This window comes from Planctopirus hydrillae, assembly GCF_001707835.1.
Taxonomy (GTDB): Bacteria; Planctomycetota; Planctomycetia; order Planctomycetales; family Planctomycetaceae; genus Planctopirus; species Planctopirus hydrillae.
Genome location: NZ_LYDR01000050.1, coordinates 42,520 through 69,093 on the forward strand (window position 1 = coordinate 42,520; position 26,574 = coordinate 69,093).

Consider the following 26,574-nt stretch of genomic DNA (forward strand, 5'->3'; position numbering starts at 1 on the left):
CTATCTCGGACAATACCTACTCATCCGTCACGCAGCCCTCGCTGGCATTCTTGACATTCTTAATGTACTTGTACAGTGTGCCGCGGGTGGCGAGGTAGGGTGGGGCGACGAAGGCGGCTTTGCGGGCCTGGTAGTCGGCTTCTGTCCAATTGACGTCGATGCTGTTTTTCTCGGCGTCGATGGTGATGATGTCGCCGTTTTTCACGAGGGCGATCGGGCCACCTTCCTGGGCTTCGGGTGTCACGTGGCCGACGATGAAGCCGTGAGAGCCACCACTGAAACGACCGTCAGTCAGCAGTGCGACATCGCTCCCTAGACCGGCTCCCATAATGGCGGAAGTCGGGGTGAGCATTTCGGGAAGACCTGGCCCACCCTTAGGCCCTTCGTAACGGATGATGATCACATCACCCTTTTGAATTTCGTTGTTTTCCAGCCCCTTGAGCATCGCTTCTTCCTGATCGTAGCAGCGAGCGGGGCCCTTGAAGACTAACCCTTCCTTGCCAGTGATCTTGGCGACGGCCCCCTCAGGGCAGAAATTGCCTCGCATAATGCGGATATGGCCAGTCTCTTTGATGGGTGTTTCAATCGGCACAATCACGCGCTGGCCTTCCGCCAGACCGGGGAGTGGCTCCAGATTCTCTGCCAAAGTCTTGCCTGTCACCGTCAGGCAACTGCCATCCAGCAAGCCTTTTTCGAGCAGATATTTGAGAACCGCGGGAGTTCCACCCACGTTGTGCAGATCTTCCATGACATATTTACCGCTCGGCTTGAGATCAGCGATAAAGGGAATTCGGTCCGAGACAGACTGGAAGTCGTCGATTGTGAGCGAGACGCCAATCGCGCGAGCCATCGCAATGAGGTGGAGAACAGCGTTTGTTGAACCACCAGTGGCCATAATGGTGACCATGGCGTTCTCGAAAGCTGCTCGCGTCATGATATCTGAGGGCTTGATATCCTTTTCGAGCAAAGTGCGAATCGCCTTGCCTGCGGCCAGGCATTCTCCCATTTTGAGAGGATCTTCAGCCGGGATCGATGAACTGTAGGGTAATGACATTCCCAAAGCTTCGATCGCACTGGCCATCGTGTTCGCGGTGTACATGCCGCCACAGGCACCGGCACCGGGACAGGCATGTTCGATGATTTCCTGCCGCTCTTCGTCGCTCAGTTTGCCGGCGAGGTATTCACCATAAACCTGGAAGGCGGAGACAATATCGAGCTTGGGATGTCGTGGAGTACAGCCTGCGCGGATGGTACCGCCATAAACCATGAGGGATGGGCGATTGAGTCGAGCCATAGCCATGATGCAGCCAGGCATGTTTTTATCGCAACCGGGAAGGGAAATGTTGGCGTCGTACCACTGGGCGGACATCACGGTTTCGATGCTGTCGGCAATCAGATCGCGCGACTGCAGCGAGAACGACATCCCATTGGTGCCCATCGAGATGCCATCGGAAACGCCAATGGTGTTGAATCTCATGCCGACCAGACCGGCGGCTACAACGCCTTCTTTCACCTTGTCAGCGAGCTTATTGAGGTGCATGTTGCACGGGTTGCCATCGTACCACACGCTGGAAATGCCAACCTGGGCTTTATCCATATCTTCGCGGCTCATGCCTGTGGCGTAGAGCATGGCTTGAGAGGCACCTTGCGAGCGTGGCTGGGTGATTCGTGATGAGTACTTGTTGAGCATGGGATAACCGTTAATTCATCTGGAGATCGTGAAGAGATTGAAGCAATACAGGCTGTCATCAACTATTGAACAAGGTCGCTGGGGTGAGGTACGCGGTCAACTTTGGGAAGCACGCGAGGTACATAAATGGTCGTGTAGGCTTCGGCAAGGCGATGGGCATCCAGGGCGGTTTGAGATTCCCAGTGTTCATTGAGGATAAAGACTTTCGAGTCATTCTTTGACTGATAGACTTCGAACCGCAGACAGCCGGGCTCCGCCCGCGAAAGCTCGCCCTGCTTCTGGAGCAACTGGCGGATCTCGGGAACATCTGCGGCTTCGCGGACTGTCAGAAGAACATTGACGTAAATCATGCTAACTCCGCCGAATCATCATGGGTGACTGAGAGCTGGCCGACAGGAGCAACCGTCTGGCTGGAAGTCCTGAGGCAATCCATCGCTGAAAGTTCGTGGAATGTAGCATAACGGCCGTCTTTGTGTTTCGCTGCCACTGTGACGAAGTTGATCATGTGTCAATTTGTACACCACGACTTTACTACGGCTTCAAAACGGTCCAAGACTGCCAGAAATTCTGCGGCGTGGATCGGTCAATAATCTGCCTTTGTTCATCATAGCGGCTAAACGCGATTTGACTTGGCAGGAACCGACATCATAATGATTGCGCACGCCTACGTTTTGAAATCAAAACGCACAACGCGACAATGATTGTTAATCTAAGTGATACACTGACGAATCTTCGGGATTCGGGGCGCAACAGATAGACAGAGAGAATCCCATATGGCTGCTGGCTGGTTGTCTCGAAATGAGTTTCGTCAGGCTGCTGAATTCCCTGATCTGCCGGAATTTTCCGTGTGGCAGCAAGAGGTTTTTCAGTTACTTCCCCGGGTGACGTCTGTCGATGCATTCGGGCGGGAAGTTGCGGCCCGACTTGCCGGCCTGCTGGGGGTCAGCTATGTCGCCATCTGGCAAAGATCACCTGCCTGGGCCTCGATGGTTCAATACGGCCGACTGGCCAACGATGATCTGCCCCAGAGCCTGATGATTGAAGCACTCGACCGTGATGCAGCGACGATCGGTGTTAAAGCCAGTGGAAGCTGTCTCGTCGCCCCCTTGCCTCAGGAAGATGGGCTGTCTTCATTGGGGACGGCTGTCCTTGTCATCCATGGCAAAAACCTGCATGAAAAATATTTGCCCGCCGCGCTGTTCGCTTCGCAAACGTTCGCGACCGCGCTGGCCGTGTGCCAGAAAACAATCAAGGCACTCGACCGAGCAGAAAAGCTGCGCGAGATTCTTAAGCTGGCTGCACAACTGGCCAATGAGCAACAGACAGAGAAACTGCTGACAAGAATTGCCGAGGAAGCGACCCGACTGCTCGACTGCGATCGCGCCAGCATTTTCATCTGGGATCGCGAACATCACGAAGTGATTGCCTGCCCCGCACTGGGTGTCGAAGGGGGTTCACTTCGACTTTCTGACAAAGTTGGTGTGGTGGGAGAAGTCATTTCCAAGGTGCAGTTGATTCGTGTGGACGACGCCTATGCTGACCCGCGATTTCATCGCAAGGTGGATGCCTCCAGTGGCTATAAAACCAGCAATCTCCTCTGCGGCCCTTTGCGCGATCTCGATGGCAAAGTTCTCGGCGCTTTTGAAGTCATCAATCATCGGCAGGGCCCCTTTTCGCAGGAAGATGAGACCACACTTCTTGACCTGTGCATTCAGATTGCAGCGGCCCTGCAGAACACCAGAGAACGCGAACTGCTTGTCACATCGAATCGTCAACTGACGGAGCAGGTCTCGCGTGGGGTCCACATCGTTGGCGAAAGCCCGGCCATCGTCGCGATGCGGAGTACCATCCGCCGCCTGGCGGGAACCGATCTTCCAGTCCTGATCCTTGGGGAAAGTGGCACGGGGAAAGAAGTCGTGGCTTCTTCGTTGCATTACCAGGGATCGCGGGCTGATCGGCCATTTATTGCTGTCAATTGTGCAGCACTCACGGAAACACTTCTCGAAAGCGAACTCTTCGGGCATGAGCGTGGGGCGTTCACCGATGCCCACGAGATGCGGCGAGGCAAGTTTGAACTCGCAGAAGGGGGCACGATCTTTCTCGATGAAATTGGCGATCTGAGTGCGGGTGGTCAGGCCAAGCTTTTACGTGTGCTGGAGCAGAAAGTGATCACGCGTGTGGGTGGTTCGCAGACGATTCCGATCAATGCCCGCGTGATTGCCGCCACCAATGCCCGACTGGCGGAAGCTGTGCGCGCGAAGAAGTTTCGCGAGGACCTCTACTTCCGGCTCAATGTTGTGACGTTAGAAATCCCGCCGTTGCGCGAGCGAGCGGACGATGTTCTGCCTTTGGCCGAATATTTTCTCGAACAGTTTGCTGTGCAGGCCCGTCGAGGAAAGATGCATCTTTCGGCGGAAGCCAGACGCCGCCTGCAATCGCACGCCTGGCCCGGCAACGTGCGTGAACTGCGGAATCTGATGGAGCGTGTCGCTTTTCTGGCACCGGCTGAGCGGATTGAAGTTGAAGATCTGGCCTTCATACTCAGCCCAGAGCGCGACAGCTTTCATGAGCCATCGCTCGATATGGGCCTTAGTGAAGCGACGAACTCCTTCCAGCAGGAATACATCCGCCGGGCGATCAAGCGGGTGCGGAACAACATGAGCGAAGCAGCCCGACTGTTAGGCCTGCACCGCTCGAATCTGTACCGCAAAATGCGGCAACTCGATATGGCGGAAGCAGGGGATGGGGAAGAGGAATCGAATCCTTAATCCGTAGGGTCCGCTGTGCGGACCATGTTCGACATGCCATGTCGATGTGAATCAAGAACCTCAGCCAATAAAGGCACGCAATATGGTCCGCACAGCGGACCCTACGGGTTATTCACCCGTGTCTTCGAGGTCTTGCGGGAGAGGTGCCGAATGATCTCGGCAACCCCAACCTGGGGGATAGACTCCTTTTGCCACCCAGCGGTGAAACGAAGAGTGAGGCCATGCGGACGGACAGTTCACATACCCATGCTTCACCGGGTTCCAGTGGATGTAATCAAAATGTCTTAGAAAATCGTCTTCGTCGCGAAGTGCATGCTCCCAGAACTTTCGCTGCCAGACACCTCGACGTCGATATTGCTGGCGTGAAGAAGAAACCCACTGCTCCGTACCGCCACTGGCCAGATATCTTTTCGTGAATTCTTTCTTGATCCAGGCCCAACGACGGGAATAATCGGCATCCCCGGTGGGGAGTGACCAGATCGCATGCAAGTGATCGGGCAACAGCACAACGGCCTCTATTGTGAACTGCCACTGGACGATCGCTTCACGAAAGATCTCTCCAAGCAGCCTCACTGAGAAAATCTCGGCAAAGACCGGAGCGTTGCGCTCCGTCTTGACGGTAAAGAAATACATGCCCCCGGGTACGAAGGCTCTCCGATAGTTGGGCATGGGGAGGACGTTTTCATAGAGAGAGCATATTGCGCCAAGAAGACGTTTAACAAAAGGATACGATGAATGTGCAGTCGTCTCCAGTTGAATCGTCTTCGAGGGTGATCGTGGTGAGGGATGGGGAATAAGTGGGCGCCCAATATGGTCCGCATAGCGGACCCTACGGATCAAAGGCGCATTTTCGGTGGATTTCACGGTAAGTTTTCGTGGAACCGGGACAATTGGAAGTGTGGAGGACCTGCAGAACCTGACAGAATGCGGGTGTGGAGAGTGAGGTGGTTGTGGAACAGAATCTGAATGAGTCGCAGGCTTTGCAGGGGAGCGAGCTGTTTGTCGCGCTTTTGACAAAAGAACACTCCCGGCTGCTGGGCTTCATTCTGACGCTGGTACCCCATCGCCATGATGCCGAAGATCTGCTGCAAAAAGTAAGTCTCACCCTCTGGAGCAAATTCGGTGAATACGACTCGACGCGGGATTTCTTCGCGTGGGCGTCGAAGGTCGCGTTTTTTGTCGTTTGTAACCACCGCCGGGCGCTCTATCGGCGCCGACTGACTTTCAGCCAGGAATTACTGGATGTCATGTCTCGCGAGCGGGTTGATCATCTTGAACAGCAGGGGACGCGGCTGGATCTGCTGGTGACTTGTGTCGAAAAGCTGGCAGTCGATGACCAGCGGTTATTGTTTCAAATGTATGCTGAGAATTTTTCGATCAAAGACATCGCCGCCACGACCGGCAAGGCGGTGCAGACACTCTACAACCGGTTGGGGATCCTCCGCCGGAACCTCATGCAGTGTGTGCAGCGCAAACTGTCGGTTGAAGGGGTTTAGTTCATGACTTCCGAATCAGACATTCCCGATTCAAATACAACGGAAAACAGATCGAGCGACGGGCTGACACAGCGTGTTGCGGGGCTGTCGCTGCGAATGATGCTGGGCGAGGCAACACCGGCAGAACATCGCGAGTTCGAAGAGTTACTGGCAAGCGATCCTGCGGCCAGGCAAACCTATTACCATCTGCTCGATGTCGACCAGGGACTGATGGAACTCGGCGAATCCGGTGCGAGCCTGCTTCCTCAATCGACAGTGATTTTGCCTGCGCAACCCGCCAGGAAGCGTCCTTGGCGGAGGCTTTCCTCGCGTGGGATGCGGTATCTGGCGGTGGCGATGTTCTCAGTCGTTGCCACGATCGGAGTGTCGCGGCTGCTTGCCACATCGCAGCCAGTGGTGGCCGCCGCCAATCGCCAGCGGATTGTGATGCAGGATGCGGCGCCCGCCTTTGTGGCGACGTTCATCCGCTCGACAAATTGTGTCTGGGCCAGCGATACGGCCACGCTCATGGAGGGCCAGCGGCTGCTTTCCGGCAATATGAAACTGAAGAGCGGCCTGGCGGAATTTCGGTTCGATTCGGGAGTGCGCCTGGTTCTGGAAGGACCGGCCCGGTTGCGGATTGTTTCTGCGCAGTGCGCGCATCTCGATGCGGGCAAGGTCGTACTACATGGGCATGAAATGGCGGACGAGTTCGCGCTGGTGACGCCGCGTGGCACATTGTTCGACGTGGGAACCGAATATGGCACGTTCGTCGACGATGACGGCGATGTTGAACTCCATGTCTTTGACGGTCAGGTGCGCATCGAATCGGCGATGGTGCCCCCTGCAGAAAGCCTCGTGGAGGCTGGTGACGCTAAACGCCTTGGTACTGCCCAGGTGGAATCGCTTTCACTCAATCCGGAGGAGTTTCAGCGAGAGACGCCTGGCAGGTCTGCTGGCGGCGATCCTGCTCAAGGAGGGCTGCTGGCTTATGATGGATTCACTCTTTCCGGGCCTGAGAATGATTGGCATACAGGAGGGTTTGGCTGGAGTGGCGCCTGGCTGCACCACATCGGTTCTCCGAAGCTCTCGACGGTCTTGTCAGATCCACAGGCGTCGATCGAGTTTGAATCCCGTCGCCAGAATGACCGCGCGGGGTTGATACGACTGGCCCCCAAGAAGGAACTGGCCAAACGGTCGCTGGCTCATCCCCTTCGTCTGAACATGGACAACGTTTACTACCTCAGTTTCTCGTTGCGAAAGGTGGAGAATGTGGCACCTAATGTGCCTCAGTATGCGAGCGTCTCATTCCGATCCTCGATTGCCGGTGAAGAACGGCGACGGATTGTCGTGGGAATGAGTTCGGAGCGGCTGCCAATCCTTTCGCATAACGACCAGAATCTGCAGGTGGCACCTCCCCTGATGGTTGGTGAAAGCTACCTTTTTGTGGTCAAGATTGTTGCGGGAAGCAGCACGCCAGATCAGATCCTGTTGCGGATTTACTCCAAAGAAGAACCGCCGCAAGCGTCGGAACCTTCTGCCTGGACGGTAATGACACGCCCTGATTTCGACCATACGGAGTATGACCATATCATGATCTACTCCCAGGGAACGACGTATGAGGTCGATGAAGTGCGACTGGCGACTACCTGGGAGGCCGCAACAAGCAGTGCGACTCCCCAACCGCCCCTTGAGCAGTAGGATCCACGATGCGGACTTTGTTCTGCGTACTTTTATTGGCTGAGGTTCTCGAATCACATCGACATGGCATGTTGAACATGGTCCGCAGAGCGGATCCTATTTCCGCGCTTTACCAGATCAAGATCAATTGAAAGCGGAGTCATTCCCAGTCGAATTGTTTTTGAAGTCCATGGGTGAGAGAGAACGGAGGACGAAGTGGGTGTCGAACATGGTCCGCACAGTGGGCCCTACTTGGACGTGGCGCAACAGGGCCAGACAGATTGATGGATCTCTTGGCGGCCGAGAGCCTGATTTCATTGATTTTTCATCTGGATCGAAATTCCCCGGTAAATCGGGATTCTCTTTGGACAATCTCCCTAAAAGCCAACCGTGATCTACCGCCCTGAACTGCCATCCTGATTTGCCCCACCTTGAGACGTCATTGTTCAAACTGTTTATTGCCCCAGTTTTGCGCTCATTTTTTGGTGTTGGTCTGCGTTTGCAGTGACTGCTGTGGACGCTGGAGTTGTTCCCGGGAGTTTGTATGAAGTTTTGCCATGCTTCGCGCCGTCGCGCCTTTACGCTTATTGAACTTCTGGTGGTGATTGCCATCATTGCAATTCTGATTGCACTCCTGCTGCCAGCTGTTCAGCAGGCTCGCGAGGCGGCCCGCCGCACACAATGCAAAAACAATCTCAAGCAACTGGGGCTGTCACTGCATAATTATCACGATACGGCACTTCAGTTCCCCCCGCTGTTCCTTTATGAAGAGAACCCGGCGGCCTGTGCCGCCACCCCCTGTAATGAACCTTCGTGGGGTTGGACGATGATGATCCTGCCCTACATGGATCAGGCCCCGCTCTACAACACCGTGAACCCCGGGCCGATCACACTCAAGGCGGCTCTGGCGGATACCACCAAGCGGCCACTCCTGCAGACGCCGCTGGCTGCCTTTCGCTGCCCATCGGATGTGGGTCAGATCCTTACGGCTCAGGCGATCTCCGGCCAATTGACATCGCGATCCAGCTATCCCGGCGTCAACGGCACCGGACCCCGGGCTTATATGACGGCCCAGGCTGGAATCTTCGGCAAGCGGAATGTCGGGACAAAGATGCGGGACATTACGGACGGCACATCGAACACGATTATGGTGGGTGAGCGGGCGTCAAAGATCAAAACAAATGTGAACGACACTTATACGCATTGGGTCGGAGTCAGCGAGGGGAACACCGACAACAGTGGCTTTAAAGGGGCTTTCGAACTGGCGGGAACAACCGGTTATGCGATGAATACACCCGAAGCCGCCAGCTGGATGTTCCGTGGTTGGTTCAGCAGCCTGCACACTGGCGGTGCGCACTTCCTCATGGCGGATGGCTCCATCCGGTTTGTAAGCGAGAATGTCGATCTGACTCTTTACAAGAATCTGTCAACCTTCAGCGGCGGTGAAGTTGTTGGTGAATTCTAGCCGGAAGATGCTTCACAGCGTTGCTTCACAAGGCTCTATTCCCGTACGAAAAAGTTGCCCTGTGCCCTACTTACGGCTCGGAGTAAGGATACGATCCCCAGAGGCGGCTTAAGGTTTATCCAGGGGCAGGCGTCGGCTGGCATCATCCCCGAATAGTCTTTTCTGGCGTTGTATCGGCATCGTGTTGTCGAGGATCTGTGTGATGTCTTTGCGTTGTATTGTGGGTCTGATTGGGTTCAGCCTGTCTTTGTCAGTTTTGGCTGCCGGTTGCGGCGGTTCATCGGATCGACCGGAGCTGGCCCGCGTCCGCGGGAAGGTGACGCTGGATGGTGTTCCCGTCCCTGCGGCGAAGGTTTACTTCCAGCCGGCCCAGGGGCGTCCTTCATTCGGCAGCACTGATAGCGATGGTGTCTACGAACTGATGTATGTTGCCGACGTTCGCGGAGCCGTCATTGGCACCCATGAGGTGAAGATCAGCACCTATGATGTCTTGGAGATTCCCGAAACAGGTTCGCGGAATGTTGTGCAGGAGATCCTGCCGGATATCTATCACGCGAGGTCGAACCTCAAGGCGGAGGTCAAACCCGGGACCAATGAGATTGCTTTCGAGTTGAAGTCGCTCAAGCAGTGAGAAATCAACCGATTCAACCAGCACGCGTTGGACGCAAATTGCCCCGATGGAATCGTGGCGCTGCCTGAAAAGCTAAGGTTCTTGAATCACTTCGACATGCCATGTCGAACATGGTCCGCACAGCTGACCCTACTTGGGCGTGGCGCAACGGGGTCTGATAGGGTGAAGGCTCTTGTTTGGGCGCGCCTCGCAAATGGGGGAGAATTTCCCTGCTTGTGACTCCGGACAGAGGGTGCTTCACCTGGGCTCGGTCAGGGCCTCTCGCCGGGGTGATGTGACAATCGCCGCCGGTTGGAGTGTTGCGTTCACGCAGTGCTCCACTCGAATTCGAGATATTTGCGTGCGGTTGTTCGGCTTTCGGTGATCACGAACACTCAACCTGAATCGTGATTGCCAGGGTGACAACAATCGTCAGGGTGAGATCCAACCCGCAACGGCTTTCCCCCACTCTTCATACGGTTGCCTGAAAACAATTGCGCGTTGCTGGTCGCGAAGACATGCTTGCCCAAAGCTGCAAGCATGGCACACAGAGCGCTATCTTTTCATGGAAAGCGTATCAGATCCCCTTTTCGCAAAGGGAACTCGGTGGTGGGACGTTGCGCGGGGACTGACACGAACCGGGACATTTTCAAGACGCCCTCAGGCTGCTGGTCACAGTGGTCTGGGGGTGTTTTTTGTTGGGGGTTGGGGGTTGGGGGTTGGGAGTTGGTGGTTAGAACTGAGGGCTACGTTGTTGACAAAGAATGGGGGAAGAGAGGGATTGAAAAGCGACTGTGGTGCCAGCAGACTGAATTCGTGAGTGCTCACACTTCAGCGGTCTTACTTGGGTTCTCTGGAAAGCCGATGACAGTACTGCGTGGATTTCTGATCACAATCTCAAGCGGTGTCGCCTTTGGATCTTTTGGGGCTGTGGCAGGATATCTGCTTGGTTCCGCTGCTCCGGATTACTATCGAACTGTCTTTCAGCTACCACCGGAATCTCCCATCAATCTGGCACAAGCCGGGCTGGGACTGGGTGTTACACAAGGGACAGCAGTTGGATTGTTCGTCGGATTGGTGATTGTCGTAACTGTCGCCTGGTACAATTCACGAACGGCTGCGGGCTCTCGGTAGCGCAAAGAGCGACCTCGTAGTCAATAAATGATCGAGCCTTGTCTGGCACTTTCAAGAAACCATTACTCTAGCGAAATCTACCAGAGTAAAGCCGTATTCCGACCTGGTTGCTCTCGGCTGATGGGAGCCTGATTAAGCCAGTTCGAGGCCGCGCATTGTGCCGGTGGAGCTGGCGAAGCGGTCGGTTTCCATGCCCATGCGCTGGAGCATACTGACGAAGAGGTTGGGGAGCGGGTAGTTGCGGTCGCGGTCGAAGCCGAGGTGTTGGCCGTGTCGGAATCCGCCACCTGCCAGGAGAGTGGGGAGATTGGTCGTCACGTGGGTCGAGGCGTTCCCCAGGTTCGAGCCGTAGAGGATCATCGTGCGGTCGAGGAGCGGCTGGCCATCCTCTTGGGAATCCTTGAGTGAGGTGAAGAGGCCGTCCAAGAGCTTCATGTGCCACTCGTCGATCGCCTGGAGCTGGGCCAGTTTTGCGGGGGATTTGCCGTGATGCGAAAGGTTGTGGTAGCCCTCGGTGATCTCGTGATCCTCCAGCTCAAGAACCGGCGAGTTGACGCTGTCGAGCATCAACGTGACCGAGCGGGTCGAATCGCTCTCGAAGGCGAGGCGGGCCATGTCGTACATAAGCTTCGTCTTGGCCATGTATTCCGCAGGTGTGGAGATATCGGTCGGGACGGGGCCGGGCGCGGCGGGTTTGGGTTTGCGTTCCCACTCCTTACCGACGGCCAGCCGCTGTTCGAGATCGCGCACGCTGCCAAAGTATTGGTCGAGCCGCTCGCGATCTCGTGCGGGGAGCGACTTCTGGAGATCTTTGGCTTGTCCTGCGACGGCATCGAGAATGCTCTGCCCCTGCTCGAGTTTCCTCACCTGGGCCTCGATCTGCGCCGGCGACCCCTGGGTGAACATGGCACGGAAGATGGCGGAGGGCTTTTCCTCGCAGGGGATCAGCACGCCAGATCCCGTCCACGAGAGACTGCGCAGACCACCAGAGGTGTTGACGCCCAGCGTCAACGAGGGAAAGCGGGTTTTGATGCCGATCTGCTCGGCGATGTACTGGTCGAGCGAGATCGTGTTGCGGAAGCCACCGCTGGAGGGATGGGGGGCGGCTGTGAGAAAGCAGATATCGGCGGGGTGGCCGCCATCGACATCGGGATGGGAGACACCGCTGAAGACGGTGAAGTCGTTGCGGTGGCGCTGGAGGAGCTTCAGGTAGGTCGAAGCCTCGTAATCGCGCCCTGTTCCCTCGGGAAAAAAGTGCTCTGGAAGCAGGCCAAGGTTGTTGCAGATGCCAAGAAATCGCCGGGGTGTTTCCGACTCCCTGGGAGTCTTCGCCAAAGCGGGTGTCATCGATTCCAGGAGCGGCAGCGCCAAGCCCACACCGGCGGCTTGAAGAAACAGACGCCGTGGCACGGCCATTCCGGTAATGCGATTCATAACGGGGAATCCTCGATCGTGCACAAACTATTGCGAAGTATTGAACTATTTATTGAGAAACAGGGGGCTTTGGACAAGTGCGTGAATGAGATCGGCAGTGCGGTAGCCGTTTGCCGCCGCCTCATTGAGTATCGACTCGATCGCCGGTCGATCACTGAATCGAACCGGTGCTCCGGTGGAATAAACGGTGAATTGACCGACGAGATTGCGGGCCAGTTGCCGTTCATCGGCGAGGAGGAGTCTTTTGAACTGGGTGATGTCCTGGAAAGATTCCCCGGTGGCCAATTGACCGCTGGCATCGACGGGCAAAGCTTCCTTGAACTGGAGGGGCTGGCCGCTGCGGGCCAGACCGGCAACGCGGGTCTCTTTCTCGGCCAGAGCGCGGTATCTCGTGCGGAAGCCGCCCGCGATATCGAAGCTTTCCAGGGCGAATCCCGGTGGATCAATCTGGGCGTGGCAGCCATTGCACGAGACCTGATTGCGATGTTTGGCCAGTTGTTCCCGAATGGTGGTGGCACCACGCAGATCGGGTTCGACGGCGGGAACAGGGGGCGGCTTGGGCGGTGTCTTTCCCAAAATGCGATCCATGACCCAGGCCCCGCGAACGACGGGCGAGGTGGTGGTGCCGTTGGCGGTGACGGTCAAGATGCTGGCCTGTGTGAGCAGGCCGCCACGCACCGAATCGGGCGGGAGCATCACCTTTCGAAAGGTATTCCCCTCCATTGCGGAAAGACCGTAGTGGAGGGCGAGCCGTTCGTTGGCGAAGGTGAAATCGGAGTCGATAATATTCCTCACGGGGAGGTTACCAGTCAGCATCTCTGTGAAGTAGAGGCGGGTTTCTTCGAGTGCGGAGTCGGTGAGCCAGTCGTCGAGATAGTAGTCGCCGTAAAGGCCTGCATCGGGGGAGTTATTGAGGATTTTGCGTTGATCGAGCCAGTAGTCGATGAACGACGTCACGAAGCGATCCCGGCGGGGGTCGTCGAGCAGTCGCTGGGTTTGTTGCCGCAAGACCTGAGCCTCGCGCAATCGGCCGGTTTTGGCCACAGTGCGAAGTTCGGCATCGGGTTCGGAGTTGATGAGGAAGTAGGAGAGCCTCGCAGCGAGTGCGAAGTCGTCGAGCGGGCCGGGTTCACTATGGCAGGTGGTGAACTCCGGCGAGCAGAGGACCGCCGTATAGCCTGCGATCATCGCCTCGCGAAAGGAGACACCTAAAGCGAGCTGTTGCTGAATCACGGGGAGGAAACGAAGCTGTTCCGATTCGGAAACTGGTCGACGGTAGGCCCGCTCGACGAACTGTTTGAGCAATCGAGTCGCATCGGCCTGTTGATCAGTAGAGACGATTTCGACGGATTGACCTTTCCTTTTGCTTCCCGCCGGAAGACGCATCGGCAGGTCGCCAAAGAGCAATTGATGCCCCCTTGGTGGCCAGACCTCGTGAATGGGCCCCTCGACCTCCAGCCAGCGATAAACGACACCTGGTTGCCCATCGGCTTCCGCCAACGGATTCTGCCAGCGTGTTTCGCCGGGGCGTGAACGGAAGAAGCGGGAGGCGTCGGGACGGATGGTTTCACCTGCCAGCAGATCGACTTCCAACTCGTGAATACCCGCTTCCGGCTGAACGTCGAACGCACCCAGACGTCGCAACTGCCGAGGTGGCATTTCGGCGTAGATGGTCACCGGCTCGGAGCGTCGACCCGCGCTGACATCATCCAGATTGGGAATGAACCATTTGGGCGACTTGGCCTTGGGATTCTTGAGATTATGATTGGAGCCATTCGGCCCGACCCATGCCGAATGGGCCATAATCCGCAACTTGTAACGGCCTGACGCGGGTGCGCGAAACTGATCGAACTTCGGTTCGACCGGTTCGTAAGCCCCCTGCACCAGACCGATCCCTTCAAGTTCCCGCGCCACTGGATCGGCCGCACCGACAGACATTGGCTCGGTGCCGTCGCGCACCTTGGGCTGGGCGGTGTATCCCATCACGGGGAACGCGGCCCGTTCGGGGGCGGTATTGAACTGGCTGAAGGTCATCTTGCGGGCAAACGAACTTTGTTCCCGGGCATAGTACTTCCTGACGACGACTTCTGGTGGCTTCACCTGATCGACCACAACGCCATTGAGGGCCAGATCAGCGGCTTCCAGATAGCGGGCCATCTGCACGTGGGAGACATCCAGTGCATCGCCGACTTTGTTGTAGCCGTGGGCGACGGCATCCTCGGGCAGGACCGAGCGAATTGGCAGCCATGGGGCATCCAGCAGATCTCGCAGCGTGTTCTCGTACTCGATGCGGTTGAGGCGACGCCGGGTGGCCCGGCCCTGGACTTTGGTTTGCCGCTCTTCCTCGGTGGTGATGGCATGGTTGATGACGCGGAGCAGCGCGGTGCGATCCGACGGTGTGATCGCTTCGCCATCCCTGGGAGGCATCTCCCCCGATTGAACGCGGTCATGAATCCGCACCCAGACTTCGGCATTCCGTGGATCGGCCGGATGGAGTGGCAAAGCGGAGAGATTCAACTGACCCGAAGGATTTGACGCATCATGGCAGGCCAGACAATTGGTCTTGAGCAGGGCCGTCAAATCCTCTGCACCCCGCACGGAGGTCGCGAGAAACAGTCCGGCGATGAGGACAAAGACCCTCAGCATTACAAAACCTCAGCTGGGCCAGTTCGACATTCTCTGGCCGATACATCGCGAGTACACCCATAAGTAAAGATAAATATAATGGATAGCATGGGGAATTGCCATGGAATTGTGGCATGCGGGGATGGGGAGGATGAGCGTGGTGGCAGAAGAGGCAAGTTTGGGTGCTGAATGTGGTCGGAAGAGCGGACCCTTCTGGTTTACTTGCCACTCACTTTTCTACCTAATCGACACATTTCTTGAAACGCAGTCGATCGTCAGACACTTTCCAGAAAGCAGCATGGTTCCCAGCAACGGATACTCGCCTTCGTTGGTTACGATCTGTGTTTCGTAGGTTCCACCGAGCCATTCAATCTGGCACCGAAACGTCTCCATAGCGACGATTGTTCCATCGGCAAGGACGGCATCTGCCGATGATTCCATCGGAAGTTGCAGGGACTCCGCGATGCTTCTGGGCAGAACGACTGTACCGTTGAAGGCCGTATCAACCCAGGCCCAGCAAGGCTGGAACGAATAACTGCCCGGAGAGGCGATTCGGATGGGGACAAGTGCCCGCAACTTTTCATCGACATAGCCAATCATGACCCCATCTGCCCGATAAAAAAGACGGCTTCATGTCCGATCCGGAGAGTGTGACACAGGCGATCGGGATACTTCGTTCGAGCAGCCCGAACGGCACTGTCGAAACTCTCCGCAAAGAACCATTCTCCCGAATCCGGTTCGATGGCCACGAATTGGCCGCTGTGAGTCGCCACCCACTCCTGTCGGTGGAGTTCGAAGATTCGCCTGGATTGTTCAATCACTAAACGAGTTCTTTCCGAGATCATGACGGATACCCTTTCCAAAGAAACTCACTATATTCTAAAGCGGACCATATTCGATTTGCCATGTCGATGTGATTGGAGGATCTAAATCTATCAAGGCACGTAATATGGTCCGCACAGCGGACCATATTACTACGGGATTGAGTCGCGCAGGGCTTGACCAGTCAGGCTGGCTGGGTTCTGGCGAAGATCCTGCTGGCTGCCCCAGGCCACGAGTTGTCCTCCCTGTGGGCCGGCACCGGGACCCAGGTCGAGAATCTGATCGGCAGCCCGGATAACATCCAGGTGATGTTCGACCACCAGCAGCAGATGACCCGCCGCCACCAGCCGGTCAAACACCTTCAGTAATGCCTGCACGTCGGCAGGATGCAATCCAGTGGTCGGTTCATCGAGAGCAAAGCAGCGCTGGCCTTGAAAATCCGGCCGTGCGAGGTAACTGGCCAGACGGATTCGCTGAGCTTCTCCTGTCGAGACCGTGCGCATGGGCTGACCCAGTTTCAGATAGCCCAATCCCAGTTCACAAAACAGATGCAAGGGACGGGCCAGCCGCTCAAAGTTCGAAAAGAACTCGGCGGCTTCAGAGAACTCCATCCGTAATACGTCACCCAGCGATTTCCCACGAAAACGAATCGCGAGTGTGGCTGGGTTGAATCGATCTCCCGCGCAGGTTTCGCAGGTCGTTTTCCAATCGGGCAGAAAATCGGCCTCCAGGGTCACTTCACCTTGCCCCAGACAAACCGGGCAGCGGGCCTCGGGGTGCCAGGGGCTGAAGCGGGCGGGAGTAAAGCCTCTCAGTTTGGCATCTTTCGTTGCGGCGTAGATCTTACGCACGAGATCCCACAGACCGGCAACTGTCATCGGGAATGACTTCCAGCCACGACCGACAGGGGATTGTCCAATCGTGACCACTTCGATCAGTTCGTCTGGAATCGTGGCCATCAAACCGCGATCACCACTGGCGAGAGCTTTTGAACCAGACCGCTGATTTCGATCATTCAATGCCTGCTGAAGTGCAGGCAAGATCCCTTCCATCAGCCAGGTGGTTTTTCCTGAGCCGGAAACTCCGGTTAAACAAACGACTTGCCCCATCCCCAGTTTGAGTGCCGGAACATGCACATTTCGCACCCGCAGGGGCGGTATCGTGATGAATCCCGCTTCACATGCACCCAGGACAATCGACTCAGGCAAAGGTTGGTTGATGCACGATCTGTCGTGCTGTCGATCATCCGGTGAGTCAGTCGCCTGGATGAATTGACGACGTTCCTGCAGCCATGGGCCAATGACCGATTCGGGAGCTGCCGCAGTGGTTTCGGGCGTACCGGCTGTCACCAGTTTTCCCCCGAGATGGCCAGCTCCGGGGCCAAGTTCCACCAGCCAGTCCGCCTCTTGCAAAAGATCGACTTCGTGCTCGACAACGACGACTGTATTGCCCACATCCCGCAGAGAGTTCAATGCATTTTTGACACGATACAGATCGGCACGATGCAAGCCGCTGGAGGGTTCATCCAGCACAAAGCAATAACCCTTCCGCTGGCTGGCAATCAAGGTTGCCAATCGACTGCGGGTCAGTTCTCCTCCCGATAAGGTCTGAGCTGATCGATCGAGTGTGAGATAGCCCAATCCCAGGCGCTGGAGTCCATCAAGCCGGCGAATGATTTCAGGGATCAGGTTCTGCCGAAGGAGCCCCTGATGAGTTGTCTTTCCTCCCGGAAGAGCTTCCTGTTGCCAGGCCGTTTCGATCTGCCGGACGGCCTGCAAGGCCTCATCGACATTCAACTTTAACCAGTCGGGCAGAGTTCTCTTTTCCCAGAAAGTATGCCGGGCGACTTCCCCCAGTCGGCTCCCCTGGCACTCATCACATTTCTCGGACGGCACCACTTGAGCAACAGCTCGCTGGGAATGGTTCCTGGAGGTCGATTTGGGTCGTCGTTTGGGTTTGGGTGATTCTTCGACTGGGCGAACTCCCAAACCCAGGCAGGCAGGGCAGGCTCCGGCAGCACTGAAGTGACTGAAGGTACGCAACTGAGGATCAGCAAACGCGCGATGACAGACGCCGCAAAAACGGATGGTCGCATAATGACGATCCGGGGCGCCATCGATCGTGACGAGACAACAGCCGTGCCCCAGTCGCAGAGCCACATCGAGCGACTCGGCCAGTCGACTGCGGATTCCTTCCTTGATGGTCACTCGATCCACCACGGCTTCAATCACCGGCCGAGGGGCATCTTCAGGCAATACTAAGACATCTGAAGTATCGACCAGTTTCCCATTGATCCTGGCTCTGACAAAGCCTGACTGTGCAATCTGCCGGAGTCGATCTTGAGGCGCGATGCCATTGTCATCATCGACTTTTGCCAGCAATTGAAGCTTCGTTCGCTCGGGCAGAGCCACGAGGTCATCAAGAATTTCATCGTGTGTCGACTGCTGGACAATCGACTGGCACGATGGGCAGTGCAGCACACCGTCCCGAAAATAGACCACTCGCAGAAGATCATGAATCTCCGTGAGAGTCGCTAAAGTCGCTCGCGGACCGACCGATAACGTCCGGGAATCGAGACAGATCGTCGGTGGCAAACCTTGAATTTCATCGACATCGGCCCACGATTGTCGACGAAGTTGTCTGCGAATCTGTGGATTCAATGTCTCCAGATATCGCCGTTGTCCTTCGACAAACAAAGTGTCCAGCGCCAGCGATGTCTTACCAGAACCACTGATCCCTGTGACTCCCACAAGTTTCCCCAGTGGAAGATCGAGACTGAGATTCTGCAGGTTATGCGTACGGGCACCGCGAATTCGAATCGTGCCGACGGTCTCAGTTTCCTCCATGGTCTCTCGCAGTTCCGGTCATCATGAGGTCGATCAAACAGGTGCTCGATCAGTCGTTCGTTTCAAAGACCGGCAAGAGCAGGTTATCCACCGGGGCATGATCATCAGTCAGGATCAAGCCGCGCGCAAGCCCCAGGAGCGACTCCATCTGACCCGTCGTCTTGAGGGTCTCATCGACTTTTGACGAAGTCGCAAAGGGGAGGCCCGTCCAGTGATCGGACGCTTCGAGTTGTGTCCAGTCGATAGGCGTTTTTGAAGCTGCAATCACGAAGGTATCTCGATTGTCATTCGGGCTTCCCGCTTCACTGCTGAACACCGCCACATGGGGAAAAACCTGATGTAAGGTCGCGACAAACGCTGCGAGAAAATGGCCTGAAGCCAGTTTTTCCGAACGCTTTGCCAGACCTTCCAGCCCCTGTTTCCAGGCCGCATTGTCGGGATCGAGTGACAGCAGACGTTGTTTGAGGTCTCGTGTAAGGGCTCCACGGACAGCCAGCGAATATCCCGTGCCGACTCGGCGAATCTCGACAAATTCAAAAGGTGCCGGTGCCGGCGTCCATTCGTCATCCAGCAGTAATGAGGGGATGAGAATTGCGGGGAGTTCGAATGCGAGCCTGGGTGGTTGCCGGGTTTTCCTCGCCAGTTCGGTGACGGCATTTCTCCATGCGGGTGAGGCGCTGCTGAGCGATTTCAATCGGTTCTCGACAGGGGCCGGCATTTCTCCTCGATAGCGTAAGGAGAAAATCCGCGTGCCATGGCGATGGAGTGAAAACCCGGGAAAGCCTGGTGTCTCAATCCAGCCACTGTTGTTCCATTCATTCCAGCCCGCAAAGGGAGGTTCACCATCGAACGTCACCTGCTGCTCTTCGTCTTGAATTCGTGGCCAGACAGTTCGCGGGTAAACATCGATCACGTTGACAAGGTACGCCCCTTCCGGCGAAAGCAACCGGTGAATCTTCTCGGCGAACTCCTTCGTCGTGAGATGCCAGGGAACACTGAAATCATTGAAGGCATCGCCATAAGCAAAGTCGTAAGCGATCTTTCCCTGCTGGTTCGATTCCCGCAGGAGGTCATCCACGACGTTCCGGGCATCCCCAATGCGGGAATGAACGCGCGTGGCCGGTGGTTTGGCCAGGCCCATTTCACTTTCCACAGCCGCCAGGACGGCAGGGTCGAGCTCAGCCACATCAATGCGTTCGCTTCCCGGGAACTGACTTTCAATCCAGCGGGGAAAGATATATCCCCCTCCCCCAATAAACAGCGAGCTGGCCTTTCTCGACTTCTTACGAAGCTCGTCAATCGCATCGATCCAGGGCATCGATGGGCTGGTGGCCAGTGCCAGCCTGCGAGACTTTTCATCCAATGGCTTCCAGACACTCAGCATTTCGAGTGTGCGGTCATAACGCAGAATCTCATTGATTTCCTGAGGGATCCTGAAGTTTTCCGGTAACTCGGTCACAGCGACAGAAGAAAACCCTCCCCAGTCGGCTCTCGTGGAAAGATCCGACAGCTCATTGACAGCCGCAATATAAGCACCATCCGGGGCCAGCTTGAGGAGCGAAGACCAATCGACAATCGCTCGTGGCTGGAGCGAAATGGACTGCCGATCCGGGTTCCAGGAAAGACCGGCGGGAAGCTGAGCCACCACCTGTTCTCGGCCCGGGAAATTCGCGACCTGAATTTCGATGTCGGTTTCGGAGGAACCAGCGAGCATTTCCGTAATGGCTGCATAGACCTTCTCATAATCGTAGTCGAGACGGTTGGGATCAGCCGGGTCGTAGTAGCTATGGATCAGCTTGTCGAGTTTTAACAGCTTAATTGGCCGACCATCCTCGCTGTAGTCTTCTGAGACGTTGATGTACGAGTAAGAGCTTTCGTCGTGATATTCGCCTTGCCGGTCATCTCGTAAGGCGAGTGAAAGCCCCAGATCGTGAACCTGGCGGCCAATCGTTTCGCCATAGGTTCGCCAGCGCGAAGTGCGGGCATCTGTCGTCTGTGGATCTTCCCAGACGCCCACCATGCGTGCTGAGAAGCCAGCCGCCGATGCCACGCTGGTTTCTGTGAGTGTCGCCAGCCCCCACGTCAGTCCTAGCAGTTGACACCAGCCAAGAGCCACACCTGTGCGAAAGACCTTATTCTTCGAGGCAATAATCAAGGCCATGGCTGCCAAGGTCATGGCGACGAGTCCGACAATGGCCCGTGTCCCAAACTGATCAATCAGATAAAAGCCGGTGAGGAATGTCCCGACAATCGAACCCAGGGCCCCCCAGGCATAGACATTCCCCATGGTGATCCCTGTGCGCGACGATGAAGCGACTGCCAGGCTGGCCACAATGGGAGAAATTGTCCCCATGGCACAGGCGGGCAGAAAGAAAATCAGCGAGACAGTCATCAGTACCCACATGGGCCACGAAATTGATGCAGGCCGGGTGAAGGATGGAATCAGTTGATCCAGCCATAACACCGACCAGCAGGTGATACTCGAAATGAGAAACGTCCAGGCGAGAGAGCGGCGAGGACGCGGAAGATCGGCCAGATAGCCACCGATGTAGTTACCAACCGTAATGCCTGCCAGCACAACACCAATGACCGACGTCCAGGTATAGAGCGAGTTGCCGACATGCTTGCCAATCAACCGGGAGGCAGTCAGCTCAAGCGTCATAATGCAGACGCTGGTGACAAACACAATCGCATTAAAACCGACGAGTGCCGAGACTTCATGACTGGCCAGTTTTTGTAATGGCTGCGTGATCCCTGAGATTGCTTTTTTGGATCGCGGCTTTTGCGAAACTGAAGGAGCAGCTTCCATAGCGGGGACGGCTCTGACAGCAGCCACAGGCTCGCTCCAGCGGGCTGGTGGATCTGCGAGACGATAGGTCTCGGCATTGGAAGGTTCAGGTTGGCCGAAAGGAGTGGGAAGATCGTCTCCCGGACGATTGTCGGCATCGGAACTCTCGGAAGGGCCAGTCAATTCACGATCTCCTCTGCATAAAATCTGGCTGGCATCTCGGGAAGTATACGGTCTGCTGCAAGGCGGCAGGCGCACAGGCTCAATCGTACCACAACGGAATCGTAACCAATCCGAGAAGGGGTTCGTGAAAACGTCCGATGGAAATTGGCAAAACCTGATCGCCCGCCTTCATCAAGTCTTCATTGACAGTTTTCACTCTATAGCAGCCGAGAATCGGTGAACAGATTCAGCGGCGGGCTTTCGCTGTGTTCGTACAGGAAAGTCCTTCGGAAAATCGGTCGTGCAGAATTCATTTCTGGATGTCACGAGATGTCTGGCCGAATGTCTTTCGCGGCCGGGCTTTCCACTTCGTTTGTTCCAAGGCTCGGTTCGAAACCCGGGGTGTGTCGGCTTCGATGTCCAATTTTTTACCACGACTGCTGATTCTGCTGGCTGGAATCGCGGCCTATCTCGTTGGGCTGGCGGCAGATTTCACTTTCGATGGTGTCGAATTTGTCGCGAATAATCAGGTTCTCGACAGGCTCTGGCCGCCGGAATACTTATCGAAATACACCCGGCCATTCAGTTTTTTGACATTCGCCCTCAACAAGGTTTGCTTCGGGCCGGCGCCATTCAGCTTCGCACTCACCAATATCCTCATTCATCTCGCCTCAGCGCAGATTCTATATTCTCTCGTCAAGATTGTGCTCGAAAAAGCCCCGCGAATTCCTGAGTCCCTTTCGAGAGCGGCAGTTCCCATCGCACTGGTCTCCAGCCTGTTGTGGGTCGTGCATCCGCTGAACTCTCAGGGAGTGGCTTATCTCATTCAAAGGCAGGAATCTCTGGCCAGTCTGTTTTATCTCGGAACGATGGCCGCGTTTGCCTTTGCCGTACTCCATCAGCAGCGTACCTGGTATCTCGTCGCCTGCATCAGTTGCGCGCTGGGAATGTTTTCCAAAGAGATTCTGGTGACAGCCCCCTTATGTGTTCTGTGGCTCGATCTGGCGGTGCTGTCAAAATCCTGGCGCGAAGTGGCTCGCCGCTGGTACTGGCATCTGACCCTCTGGCTGACGCTGGGTCTGCTCGCTCTGGTGATGTTATCGCATCAGGGGGAGTATGCTCAGGCAGGCATTGGTGATGTTCCGGATGTTTCACGCTGGCAATACTTTCGATCACAACCGTGGGTCGTGGCGACATACGTCAAACTCTGGTTCTGGCCAGCCGGGCAATGTGCCGACGCTCTGAAGATTCCCATCAGCAATCCAGCGACTTACTGGCCAGGGCTCGTCATCGCGAGCCTCTGTCTGATCATGATCGTGCGAATGAGTTTCTACCGCCCGGCACTTGGTTTTCTATTGGGAGCCTGGCTGCTCGTACTACTTCCTACCAGCTCCATCGTCCCGATCCAGGATCTTTACTTCGAACACCGGATGTACTTACCCAGCATGTTCCTGGCTGTTGCCACGACTCTCCTGCTGAAACGATTGGCAGATCGTTGGAAATTCAAATCTCAGGCACTTCGCTGGGGTCTTGTGGGGAGCATGGTCTGCCTGTTGATGGTGATCAATAATTATCGCTGCACCGTCTATTTAACCGACGAGGCTTTCTGGCGAGATGTGATCGCGAAGTCACCCAACAATAGCCGGGCCTATACCAATCTCGCGCTTCAGATCGTGAAGCGGGCATCAAAGGAGAGTGCTCCTGACGACAAACAAACGCTGCTGGAAGAAGCGATTGTGATGGCGCGACGATCATTTGAAATTCATCCCCTCAATGCCGTCAGCTATCAAAATCTGGCCTTTGTGTTAGGAGAAGCGGGCCGTAAGGAGGAAGGTGAAAAGTATGTGCAGATGGCGCGCATTCTGAAAACTAAAATGACTCAACAGGAACTGCTTGATTTTGGAAATTCCAATCGAGCGACCGAACCCGAGTTAGCACTCTTCTGCTACGAAAGAGCTCGGGAACTCCCTCCGGAGTCGAGCGAGGTTTACAACAACCTCGGGATTCTCACCCAGCAGGTCGAAAAGAATTTTCTGAAAGCGGAAGTCTGCTTTCAGAAGTCACTCTCCATTAACTCGAATAATCCCAATACCTACAATAGCTATGGCAATCTGCTTGTAAGGACGAATCGCTATCAGGAAGCGGTGGCGGCTTTCGAAAAAGCACTCCGGCTCGACCCGCAATTGAAGTCAGCCATTCAAGGCCGCGAAGTGGCGATACGCCTGCTGACACAGTCACAAAACAAACAGTCACAAAACAAGTAGTTTTGCTGGAGCCAAAGCCCGTCATGACTGCGATTCATCATGACGGGCCCTGGATTGCGGCTACTGCAAGCCACTGATTGTCACGGTCGATTTCCCCAGTGCAGAAGTGGAACTTCCCGCGGCGGCGTTCTCTGCGGGTTTCGTCAGCAACTTGGGAATCTCACAATGCTCAAAAAAATGGTAATTGGGCTTTTCGTGCTTTTTGAGGGCCTGCTCAATCGTTTCGTCTTTGCTCAGAGACAAAAAGCCCGGAATGTTGTTTCCTGAGCCTTCCCAGACATCTTTCCCATTCCAGACAAACTTCAATCGACTGATATACGACTGCACGTTGTACTCTTTGGCATTCCAGGGAGCTTCCCCAAACGAGCGATACGACATCTTTTCCGATTTGCCAGTCTCTGTACTCGCCTTGAGAATGATGCTGCCTGAAGCTCCCACCACAAAGCCTCGCTGAGTGAGCTTCGCAGTGAGCTTGTCCTTGATCGCTGCCTGCTGAGCAGCATCCTGAATGCCGGAGACATCGATCGCGACCTGCGTCCCTTCCTTGAGAATGAACAGGTTTGGATCCTGCAAGGCCCTGGCCAGATAATTCTTCGCGGCTGGATGTGGTAAGGCAATGGGAATCAGGCTGCTGGATTGTGAGGGCCCACCCACCACAAAGAGTCCCGTCCGGTCATAAAAAGTCGTCATTTCTGCACCCGTGTAATCCCACAGGCGCAATTGATTTTTCACATCAACCAGCAGGTGACCACCCAGCAGCAGAAAGTCATCATCCAGCCAAAGGGGAGCCGCACCACCAGAGATCGGCCCGGTCGCAATTTCGCGAATCTCCTCACCAGTCTGAAGATCCCACACAATGATTTTGTCGAACCCAAAACAGGCCATGCGCGAGTGTTCTGCCGAGATCGCCATTCTGGGCCACGGGAGATGTCTCCCCTTTGTGGGAACAGTCGCCACAACCTCACCAGCCTCCAGATCCATGACGGCACATTGCTTATCGGCGACAATGGCCATGTACTTACCATCACGGGTCACATCGGGCCTGCTCGAACCTTGTGCCTGCAATCGCCAGAGAGCCTTCATCTCATCGCCCTCAGTTTTCCAGCAGGTGATCTTTCCCCCTTCGTTGGCTGTCAAAACCCGACCATCAGGCAGAATCTCGCCCCAGACGAGTTCCTCATCCCGGCCCGATTGGCCTTTGGCTGGTTCCCACGACCATTCACGCGCCAGATCTTTGCCTTTGACGATCCAGCCTTCCATCAGGCCTTTATTGCCTTTCCCGTGATGCTCCACCTGACGCACAAGAATCAATCCATCGCTGCCATAAGCGACGCCAGTGTAAAGATTCGGAACCTGACCTTGAGCTGTGATTTTCCCTGTTTCCAGATTCAGCACCACCACACGAGTGATAGGAGATTGGCCGGGCGGAGCAATGTGGTACAGCACAACAGCCTCGGGCTTGCTGGAATGCACCAGCATGCTATTGGCCTTCTCGAAGAAGTTGGCTTTTTTCGGGAGTGCGATTCCTCGAGAAGGAAGCTTGCGATCCACAACGGCATCGTTCCGGGGAAGAGCCAGCTTGTCGGATTGGGGCGTGAGCAGAAGTTCGGTCACGCCGTCCACACTGGAAGTCAACTGCGCATCGCGACCCGTGTAGGTTCCATTTCCTGCAGCGGGCGCCGGCTCTGTTCCACCGGGAGCGGTACGATCCGGCATGCTGGGGCCAGCAGGACTCCCACCGGTTGAGCTTTTGCCAGCTTTCGGGGCAAACGGGTTGGTTTCTTTGACCTGGAAGGGATTTTCACTCGCCTTCTTGGCCAGATCCTGTGCGACCTTCCGATCCCCGGGACTCAGCTTCGACAGATCAATCTCGATCTCTTCTCCCGAGGTCTGCAGCAAAGTGACTTTCGTGCCTTCAAGCGAAACGAACTTGGCATCAATCTTGAACTTGCCTGTCGCATCGGTCCAGGTGCGGGATTCCTGTGCCGGCAACGAACTGCTCGATAAGACCAGCAACAGCCCGGCTGTCCAACTCAGCCAGGCCGCACGATTCGTCATGCGTTTGTGCGATGCAGCGACAGCTTGTCGCCTGGTACACCCCAAAAATTCACACCGATGCAGCCTGCTGATCATGAGGAACCTCACAAGAGAAATCGTGAGAAAGGAAATTCTAGAAATGAATCGACACGCAGAAAATAACACATTCACTTGTTCCGATGTGTACAGTATCTTCGCAAATGTGTCACAAAATTCAATCTCGTGTGTCGCTTGCCCGACGAAAAACCTCTGGGCTCAATTCCGGGTGGCTGTGTTGATCCCATCATGGGGGTTTGCAGTCAATCTGGCTGGATTCTCTGCGGTTAATCTCGCAGAGTATGGCCACCTGCCGTGGCTCAGTGGACTGCTTCGCCAATAAAATCGAGGGTTCAGATGGTTTCCTCTACTTCCGAAACGTTTCTGGTTATCTGGCAGATCGCTTCTGGTCTGCTGAACCTCGCATTGCTGGCCATCTGGATTTATGGCTTTATGGTTTCGTTACGCGTCATGAAGTGGTACTCCGCTGCCGGTGGTTTCCTCGCCTTCGGAACGGGATTGTCCGGCCTGACGATCTTCATTTCGGGGATTATCCAGGTCGCCTTTTTACTCGCTTCCGATTACAGAATGTTTTCCGGCAGTGACATGAACTACTTCATTCTCATGACTCAAGGGTTAGGTTCGCTTGTGGGAGGTGTGGGCGTCGTTTCTCTCATGACCGGGCTGACGATGCTTGCCAATCGCTGCCGGGATCTTCAAAGAGCCGATTAGCAACTC

General features: G+C 55.7%; 18 protein-coding genes. 8 read left to right on the plus strand and 10 right to left on the minus strand.

The genetic code is table 11. The features are described 5' to 3' along the window. Positions 1 to 16: 16 nt before the first annotated feature. On the minus strand, positions 17 to 1,690 hold the full coding sequence (gene ilvD, locus A6X21_RS06585; RefSeq protein WP_068846822.1) for a dihydroxy-acid dehydratase: 1,674 nt from the start codon (positions 1,688 to 1,690) through the stop codon (positions 17 to 19). A 62-nt stretch (positions 1,691 to 1,752) separates the two neighbouring features. Further along, positions 1,753 to 2,040 (minus strand): putative quinol monooxygenase, encoded by a 288-nt coding sequence (locus tag A6X21_RS06590; protein WP_068846823.1) that lies wholly within the window; start codon positions 2,038 to 2,040, stop codon positions 1,753 to 1,755. 423 nt (positions 2,041 to 2,463) lie between these two features. On the opposite strand from A6X21_RS06590, the gene A6X21_RS06595 reads away from it, so the two are divergent. After that, the gene (locus tag A6X21_RS06595) at positions 2,464 to 4,458 is read left to right on the plus strand and encodes a sigma-54-dependent Fis family transcriptional regulator (protein WP_068846824.1); all 1,995 of its coding nucleotides are present in this window, start codon (positions 2,464 to 2,466) and stop codon (positions 4,456 to 4,458) included. A gap of 108 nt (positions 4,459 to 4,566) precedes the next feature. Here the strand turns inward: A6X21_RS06595 and A6X21_RS06600 are convergent, their stop codons facing one another. After that, positions 4,567 to 5,127 (minus strand): REP-associated tyrosine transposase, encoded by a 561-nt coding sequence (locus tag A6X21_RS06600; RefSeq protein WP_068846825.1) that lies wholly within the window; start codon positions 5,125 to 5,127, stop codon positions 4,567 to 4,569. A 275-nt stretch (positions 5,128 to 5,402) separates the two neighbouring features. On the opposite strand from A6X21_RS06600, the gene A6X21_RS06605 reads away from it, so the two are divergent. From A6X21_RS06605 to A6X21_RS06625, 5 genes are all read left to right on the plus strand, one after another. After that, positions 5,403 to 5,954 (plus strand): sigma-70 family RNA polymerase sigma factor, encoded by a 552-nt coding sequence (locus A6X21_RS06605; protein ID WP_240490185.1) that lies wholly within the window; start codon positions 5,403 to 5,405, stop codon positions 5,952 to 5,954. A 3-nt stretch (positions 5,955 to 5,957) separates the two neighbouring features. After that, a complete protein-coding gene (locus tag A6X21_RS06610; protein WP_068846826.1) occupies positions 5,958 to 7,634 on the plus strand; it encodes a FecR family protein in 1,677 nt (558 codons plus the stop codon). 523 nt (positions 7,635 to 8,157) lie between these two features. Next, positions 8,158 to 9,078 carry a DUF1559 domain-containing protein gene (locus A6X21_RS06615; protein ID WP_068846827.1) on the plus strand — a complete coding sequence of 307 codons (921 nt, stop codon included), beginning with the start codon at positions 8,158 to 8,160 and terminating at the stop codon, positions 9,076 to 9,078. 202 nt (positions 9,079 to 9,280) lie between these two features. Further along, positions 9,281 to 9,709 (plus strand): carboxypeptidase regulatory-like domain-containing protein, encoded by a 429-nt coding sequence (locus A6X21_RS06620; RefSeq protein ID WP_068846828.1) that lies wholly within the window; start codon positions 9,281 to 9,283, stop codon positions 9,707 to 9,709. Positions 9,710 to 10,552: 843 nt separating this feature from the next. Beyond that, a complete protein-coding gene (locus A6X21_RS06625) occupies positions 10,553 to 10,822 on the plus strand; it encodes a hypothetical protein (RefSeq protein ID WP_068846829.1) in 270 nt (89 codons plus the stop codon). A 132-nt stretch (positions 10,823 to 10,954) separates the two neighbouring features. Here A6X21_RS06625 and A6X21_RS06630 read toward each other — a convergent pair whose 3' ends face one another. The 6 genes from A6X21_RS06630 to A6X21_RS06655 all read right to left on the minus strand — a co-directional run bounded on the left by A6X21_RS06630 (position 10,955) and on the right by A6X21_RS06655 (position 21,520). Continuing rightward, positions 10,955 to 12,256: a DUF1552 domain-containing protein gene (locus tag A6X21_RS06630; RefSeq protein WP_068846830.1), complete on the minus strand. Its 1,302-nt coding sequence runs from the start codon at positions 12,254 to 12,256 to the stop codon at positions 10,955 to 10,957. A gap of 45 nt (positions 12,257 to 12,301) precedes the next feature. Continuing rightward, on the minus strand, positions 12,302 to 14,902 hold the full coding sequence (locus A6X21_RS06635; protein ID WP_068846831.1) for a DUF1592 domain-containing protein: 2,601 nt from the start codon (positions 14,900 to 14,902) through the stop codon (positions 12,302 to 12,304). Between the two features lie 216 nt (positions 14,903 to 15,118). Continuing rightward, positions 15,119 to 15,481, minus strand: coding sequence for a hypothetical protein (locus A6X21_RS06640; RefSeq protein WP_068846832.1), 363 nt, complete (start codon positions 15,479 to 15,481; stop codon positions 15,119 to 15,121). Continuing rightward, positions 15,478 to 15,726, minus strand: a complete 249-nt coding sequence (locus A6X21_RS06645; RefSeq protein ID WP_068846833.1) for a hypothetical protein — start codon at positions 15,724 to 15,726, stop codon at positions 15,478 to 15,480. Before A6X21_RS06645 ends, A6X21_RS06640 begins: the two co-directional genes overlap by 4 nt. A gap of 129 nt (positions 15,727 to 15,855) precedes the next feature. Beyond that, positions 15,856 to 18,453 carry an excinuclease ABC subunit UvrA gene (locus tag A6X21_RS06650; protein WP_438822574.1) on the minus strand — a complete coding sequence of 866 codons (2,598 nt, stop codon included), beginning with the start codon at positions 18,451 to 18,453 and terminating at the stop codon, positions 15,856 to 15,858. A gap of 145 nt (positions 18,454 to 18,598) precedes the next feature. After that, complete coding sequence (locus A6X21_RS06655) at positions 18,599 to 21,520, minus strand: fused MFS/spermidine synthase (RefSeq protein WP_068846835.1); 2,922 nt, start codon at positions 21,518 to 21,520, stop codon at positions 18,599 to 18,601. Between the two features lie 395 nt (positions 21,521 to 21,915). Between A6X21_RS06655 and A6X21_RS06660 the strand changes: the two genes are divergently transcribed. Continuing rightward, positions 21,916 to 23,763: a tetratricopeptide repeat protein gene (locus A6X21_RS06660; RefSeq protein WP_165603699.1), complete on the plus strand. Its 1,848-nt coding sequence runs from the start codon at positions 21,916 to 21,918 to the stop codon at positions 23,761 to 23,763. 60 nt (positions 23,764 to 23,823) lie between these two features. Here A6X21_RS06660 and A6X21_RS06665 read toward each other — a convergent pair whose 3' ends face one another. Next, positions 23,824 to 25,821, minus strand: a complete 1,998-nt coding sequence (locus A6X21_RS06665) for an SHD1 domain-containing protein (protein WP_165603700.1) — start codon at positions 25,819 to 25,821, stop codon at positions 23,824 to 23,826. Positions 25,822 to 26,193: 372 nt separating this feature from the next. Here A6X21_RS06665 and A6X21_RS06675 point away from each other — a divergent pair, with 372 nt between their 5' ends. Then, complete coding sequence (locus A6X21_RS06675) at positions 26,194 to 26,568, plus strand: hypothetical protein (protein ID WP_068846839.1); 375 nt, start codon at positions 26,194 to 26,196, stop codon at positions 26,566 to 26,568. Positions 26,569 to 26,574 lie beyond the last annotated feature (6 nt).

Bases quoted from the DNA above. Each gene is read 5' to 3' on its own strand.
- A6X21_RS06665 (WP_165603700.1), bottom strand. From the start codon at position 25,821: ATGACGAATCGTGCGGCCTGGCTGAGTTGGACAGCCGGGCTGTTGCTG.
- A6X21_RS06610 (WP_068846826.1), top strand. From the start codon at position 5,958: ATGACTTCCGAATCAGACATTCCCGATTCAAATACAACGGAAAACAGA.
- A6X21_RS06625 (WP_068846829.1), top strand. From the start codon at position 10,553: ATGACAGTACTGCGTGGATTTCTGATCACAATCTCAAGCGGTGTCGCC.
- A6X21_RS06660 (WP_165603699.1), top strand. From the start codon at position 21,916: ATGTCCAATTTTTTACCACGACTGCTGATTCTGCTGGCTGGAATCGCG.
- A6X21_RS06635 (WP_068846831.1), bottom strand. From the start codon at position 14,902: ATGCTGAGGGTCTTTGTCCTCATCGCCGGACTGTTTCTCGCGACCTCC.
- ilvD (WP_068846822.1), bottom strand. From the start codon at position 1,690: ATGCTCAACAAGTACTCATCACGAATCACCCAGCCACGCTCGCAAGGT.
- A6X21_RS06675 (WP_068846839.1), top strand. From the start codon at position 26,194: ATGGTTTCCTCTACTTCCGAAACGTTTCTGGTTATCTGGCAGATCGCT.
- A6X21_RS06595 (WP_068846824.1), top strand. From the start codon at position 2,464: ATGGCTGCTGGCTGGTTGTCTCGAAATGAGTTTCGTCAGGCTGCTGAA.
- A6X21_RS06600 (WP_068846825.1), bottom strand. From the start codon at position 5,127: ATGCCCAACTATCGGAGAGCCTTCGTACCCGGGGGCATGTATTTCTTT.
- A6X21_RS06630 (WP_068846830.1), bottom strand. From the start codon at position 12,256: ATGAATCGCATTACCGGAATGGCCGTGCCACGGCGTCTGTTTCTTCAA.
- A6X21_RS06645 (WP_068846833.1), bottom strand. From the start codon at position 15,726: ATGATCTCGGAAAGAACTCGTTTAGTGATTGAACAATCCAGGCGAATC.
- A6X21_RS06640 (WP_068846832.1), bottom strand. From the start codon at position 15,481: ATGATTGGCTATGTCGATGAAAAGTTGCGGGCACTTGTCCCCATCCGA.
- A6X21_RS06620 (WP_068846828.1), top strand. From the start codon at position 9,281: ATGTCTTTGCGTTGTATTGTGGGTCTGATTGGGTTCAGCCTGTCTTTG.
- A6X21_RS06615 (WP_068846827.1), top strand. From the start codon at position 8,158: ATGAAGTTTTGCCATGCTTCGCGCCGTCGCGCCTTTACGCTTATTGAA.
- A6X21_RS06590 (WP_068846823.1), bottom strand. From the start codon at position 2,040: ATGATTTACGTCAATGTTCTTCTGACAGTCCGCGAAGCCGCAGATGTT.